Below are 4,453 nucleotides of genomic sequence, written 5' to 3'. Positions count from 1 at the left end.
CGCAGTGGGGGTGGGGGTGGTGGGGGTGGGGTGGGTCAGCAGGGCGTGGCCGGCGGCGCGGAGGGCCGTGGCGGTGAGGGCGGGGTCGTCGCCGGTGGCGGCGAGCTCCCAGGCGGCGATCGCGCCGCGGGTGTCACCGGCGTCGTCGCGCAGGGCGGCGAGGTACAGGGCGGCCTCCTGGCGGCTCTCCTCCTGCCCGGCCGTCAGCACCAGCGAGAGGGCGGGCCCGGCGGCGGCGGGGTCGCCGGTCCGCTGCCAGGCGTGGGCGGCCTGCATGGCCAGCAGGGTGGCCATCCAGAGGCCGCCCTCGGAGGGCAGCGCGGTCATCGCGCGTTCGGCGGCGGCGAAGTCCCGCTCCAGCAGGTTCCTGCCGAACCGCCCCAGCTCGGCAGCGTCGGCGTCGGCAGAGGGGGCCGGGAGCTGGGCGAAGGCGGCGCGGGCGCCGTCGAGGTCGTCGAGACGGAGCCGGGTGAGCCCGAGGAGGGCGGCGTTGCGGGCGCCGGGGACGCGCTCGTAGAGGCGGCAGGCGGCCAGGAGGTCGCCCTGGCGTTCGAGCACCTGGGCCAGCCGGGTGGCGGCTTCGCGGCGCAGCCCGGCGTGGCGGGTCTCCAGGGCCTCGGTGAACGCGGCCCGCGCCTCGGCCAGGTCGTCCCCGGCGAGCCCGCCGAGCGCGTACGCGACCCAGGGGGCGAGCGCGGGGTGGCCGTCGGCGCGGGCGCGGCGCAGCAGGTCGGCGGCCTCGTCGTGCCGGTCGTGGGCGAGGAGGATCTCCTTGAAGACGGCCGCCGTGTAGGAGAGCGCGAACGGGTCGCCGCCGCCCGCGGCCTCGCGGAAGAGCCCGGCCGCTTCCGACAGGTCGTACCCGATGGAGGCGAGCACCTGGGCGAGGACGGCGGTGCCGATGGCGGCGACGGCGGGGTCGGGGTGGCGGGCGGCGGCGCGGTAGCGCAGCAGGCCCTCCTCGCGGCCGAGCCGCTGGTGGTCGACGATCGCCTCCAGGACGGGGTGCAGGCGGTCGCCGGAGGCGCGCAGCAGGTGCAGCAGGAAGGTGGCGCTGAAGCCCTGCATGACGTGTTCGCCTTCGGCCACGTACGACAGCAGTTCGTCGGCCTGCTCGCGGTCGCCTTCGCCGAGTTCCAGCTCGGCGAGCATGACCATGGCGCGTACCGGCTGTTCTGGCCCGCCGGCGTCGGCGGCGCGGCGAAGGAGCCGCCGGGCTTCGGGCAGGTCGCCGGCCTGCAGCCGGGCGAGGCCGGCGTCGGCGTCCTGGAGGGCCTGTTCCTCGGCGGGGTCGGGGAGGGGCTGACGGCGGGCGTCGAGGTCGAGCAGCAGCCCGGCCTTGTACGCGGTGTCGGGGTCGGGGTGCCCGGCGGCGGCGCGTACCAGCTCCATGAGGTCCTCGTACGCGCCGGGGTGGGCGTCCAGCAGCATCGACAGGAGGGTGACGCCGACGGACGACCAGCGGGACTCGCCGGCGTCGAGCACGGGGCGCAGGTGGGTCAGCGCCTCGGTGACCTCGCCGGCCTCGGTGTGCATCTGGGCCAGGCAGGCGTGGGCCTCGACGGCGTACTCGCGCTGGCCGCTGGCGATCACCCGGTGGAAGATCGCCTTGGTGGCGTCCTCGTCGCCGAGCTGGGCGATGACCTTGGCCTGTTCGAGGAGGGCGGGCAGGCGGATGCCGGGCCGGGGGTCCTCGGCGGCCCTGGCGTAGGCGGCGACGGACTCGGCGTACTCGCCGAGGTCCACGAGCACGGCGCCGAGCAGCTTGTACGCGGTGGCGAGGTGGGCGGCGGACCCGGCGGCGATGGCGTGCTCGCACACTTCGCGGGCGGCCTCGAAGTCCTCTTCGTCGGCGTAGTGCTGGTAGAGGCGGAACGCGGTCCGCGACACGGTCTCGGGGTCGCCGCAGGTGAGGAGGCGCCGGTAGTCGTCCTCGTCCTCGGCGGCCTCGTACAGTTCGGCGGGGGTGGCGGTGCCGGCCGGGGTGAAGTCGGGCAGTTCGAGGCGGCCGGCGAGTTCGACGACGGCGGGGCTGTCGCAGCGGCGGGCCCGTTCCAGGGCGGCTTCGGCGCCGGCGAGGTCGCCCAGTTCGGTGCAGACCAGGACGAGCGCCGTCTCGGCGAGCGCGGCGACCTCGAAGTCGGCGCCGTCGGCGGCGATGCCCAGCACCCGGTGCGCGGCCGGCCATTCGCGGGCGGCGACCAGCATGAGGCCCATGGCCATGGCCGAGCGCTGGCCGAACACCGGGTCGCCCGACTGGATCACCGACCGGTGCGCGGCTTCGGCGCCGTCGAGGTCACCGGCCTCCTCCAGCAGGGAGGCCAGCAAGTGTGACGCCTCGGGGTCGCCGGTCGCGGCGATCTCCCGGAACAGCACGGCCGCCTGGTCGAGGTCCCCCGCTTCCCAGCTCCTCATGGCGGGCACGAGCCGTTCTGACGTCATGTAGTCACTCCTTAGTCACCTATAAAGTGAAAAAACTACACACGTGTCACTCGCGTCACAGGGCATTCGGCACACTGAGCGGGTCGTACGGTGGAGGACATGGCCAAGGCGTTCTGGATCGACCAGGAGTTCGACAGGGAGCGCGACGGGCGCTACGCGGCGCACGTGCGCAAGAGCCTGGAGGCGTTCGACTGGGGCGACATCGCGCCGGTGCGGTTCGCCTGCGCGGCCTGGCGGCTGGCCACTCCGCCGTCGCTGTCCCCGGGCTACGTGCGCTGGGACCGCCGCGTGCTCGACGCGACCTGTGTGCGCAACACCTGGGACGGCACGCTGAACGCGCGGATCAGGGTCGTGTCGCCGCTGCCGGCCGAGCTGACGCGGACGCGGGCGTGGTGGCGCGACCGGGGCTGGCTGGGCTGGCAGGAGACGTTCGGCCAGTACGTCGAGCCGACCCAGCGCGACCTGGCCCGGCACCCGTTCCTGCGGGCGAGCCTGCTGATCGAGGTGCCGGTGCCGCTCGACGGGCTGCCGCCCGAGCCGGAGGGCCCGCACGACAGGGTCGAGGAGAGCGCCGTGCGGGCCGTGTCGGTGCTGGCCCGCACGCTCAACGACGTGGTGGGGCCGGTGCTGGACCAGCTCGGTTAGGCGCGCGGGTCACGGCGACCACGGCGGCGGCGAGCGGGAAGAGGGCGACGACCATCAGCGTGCGGTGCAGCGGCATCGCGTCCGACAGCGCCCCGGCGACGGCGGAGCCCACGCCGCCGCCGACGAAGAATGTCAGGTTGAGCAGCCCCATCCCGGCCCCGCGCAGCGGGAGCGGCAGCCGCGCCGACATCTCGCCGGTGATCACGACCTGGGTGACGGCGAACGCGGCGAGGCTCATCGAGGCCGCCGCCACGGCGGGCCACGGTCCTCCCCAGCCCGTCGCGGTGACGGCCAGGGCGACCGCCGCCGCCAGCGCGGTGCCGCCCAGCAGCAGGCGGGCCCCGCGCGCCCCGAGGCGTCCGGCGCGGCGTGACAGCACCGCGCCGACCACGGCGCCGGGCAGCAGCGCCACGCCGACCATGAGGACGCTCCACCCGTACGTGGCGGCCAGGAACTGCGGGATCACGTACATGGCGGCGAACAGGGCGCCGAAGACGCCCGCGCCGATCGCGGCGGCGATCCGGCAGGCCCCGTCGCCGATCACCTGGCGCGGCACGAAGCCGTCCGGCCGCCGGGCGATCCACCAGGCCAGCGCGGCGGCGGCGAGCACGAGCACCACGGCGAGCGCCAGGATCACGGGGAGGCCGAGCTTGAGCGTCCTGGCCTGGATGAGCACGATCAGCGTGCTCACGGTCACGGTCAGCGCGGCGGCCCCGGTGACGTCGAGCGGGCGGCGCGAGCCGGGGCGCACGGCCAGGCGCAGGCAGAACGGCACGGCCAGGACCGACAGCACCGGCAGCACGAGGGTGGCGCGCCAGCTCAGCCCGGTCGTCACCAGCCCGCCGAGCAGCGTCGCGCCGGAGGCGAAGAGCGCCAGGACGACGCCGTACCCGGCGAGCACGCGCGGGCGCTCACCGGGGGCCACGCCCGCGAGCAGCGCGACGGCGACCGCCGACGCGCCGCCGGACCCGGCGGCCAGCAGCAGCCGCCCGGTGACCAGGACGCCGAGGGACGGCGCCAGGACGCACACGAGCGCGCCGGCGGCGAGCGTCAGCGAGGCGATCAGCAGCGTGAGGCGCGCTCCCCGGGAGTCGGCCAGCCGCCCGGACACGGCGGTGCCGACGCCGAGCGCGAGCGCGTGCGCGGTCAGCACCCAGGCGACCTGGGCGGGCCCGGCGCGCAGTTCGGCGGCGACCTCGGGCAGGGCCACGGCGGCGGCCGTGACGCCGAAGATCGCCGGGCCGAACAGGCCGCCGAGCCGCACGGCCGTCGAGACCGGCCCGATGGCCGCCGCCCCGGTCGCGGCGACGGGCGCGGCGGTCATCGGGAGCTCCGCGGCGACGTCCAGGCGGCGGCGTCCCCGAGG

At 76.2% G+C, this 4,453-nt stretch carries 3 protein-coding genes; 1 reads left to right on the top strand and 2 read right to left on the bottom strand.

All coding sequences use genetic code 11. The features are described 5' to 3' along the window. Positions 1–2,442 (bottom strand): hypothetical protein (locus KME80_RS49575; protein ID WP_372455466.1); only part of this gene is annotated, 2,442 nt, incomplete at its 3' end. A 99-nt stretch (positions 2,443–2,541) separates the two neighbouring features. Between KME80_RS49575 and KME80_RS49570 the strand changes: the two genes are divergently transcribed. Further along, positions 2,542–3,087 (top strand): hypothetical protein, encoded by a 546-nt coding sequence (locus KME80_RS49570; RefSeq protein ID WP_246647159.1) that lies wholly within the window; start codon positions 2,542–2,544, stop codon positions 3,085–3,087. On the opposite strand, the gene KME80_RS49565 is transcribed toward KME80_RS49570, so the two are convergent. Continuing rightward, the coding region (locus tag KME80_RS49565; protein ID WP_308126273.1) for an MFS transporter at positions 3,047–4,453 on the bottom strand (1,407 nt) is incomplete at its 5' end. The genes KME80_RS49570 and KME80_RS49565 overlap by 41 nt on opposite strands.

The organism is Nonomuraea ceibae (assembly GCF_019396325.1).
Classification (GTDB): Bacteria; Actinomycetota; Actinomycetes; order Streptosporangiales; family Streptosporangiaceae; genus Nonomuraea; species Nonomuraea ceibae.
Note: the sequence above shows the minus strand (reverse complement) of the source record. Positions and strands in the feature narration are given on the sequence as shown.